Source organism: Mesorhizobium sp. M2E.F.Ca.ET.209.01.1.1 (genome assembly GCF_004010375.2).
In the GTDB taxonomy this organism is placed as follows: domain Bacteria; phylum Pseudomonadota; class Alphaproteobacteria; order Rhizobiales; family Rhizobiaceae; genus Mesorhizobium.
Window position 1 is genome coordinate 1 of record NZ_SADP02000765.1, and the last position, 323, is coordinate 323.

General features: G+C 67.5%; 1 protein-coding gene. It reads left to right on the forward strand.

The genetic code is table 11. The annotated features are described in order from the left end of the window. Positions 1–218, forward strand: a 218-nt coding sequence (locus tag EN852_RS37810; protein WP_135879837.1) for a diguanylate cyclase, incomplete at its 5' end; no start/stop codon positions are given. Positions 219–323: the final 105 nt, after the last annotated feature.

Genomic DNA, 323 nt, shown 5'->3' on the forward strand with positions numbered 1-323 from the left:
GCGAAAGGGCGCTCGAACACGACCGCAGTGAGCGCAAGGTCGTCACCATTAGCGTCGGCGTCGCCACCAGCGGTCCGACCGCCCGTCACAACCCGACCAGCCTGATCCTGCAGGCGGACAAGGCTCTCTACGCCGCCAAGGCAGGCGGGCGCGACGCCACGCGACTGGCTGAGCCAGATGTTGGTTTCCAACCCATTCCGCTTCCGCGCAAGGCGTGACCAAAGCGCAGCCGCGAAGGCGCCAGAACAGAAGTCAATCCGCCTCGCCGCCCGAACCTTTGCCACACTCGGCCAGCACCTTGCCGATGGCGGCGCCCGAGCCCT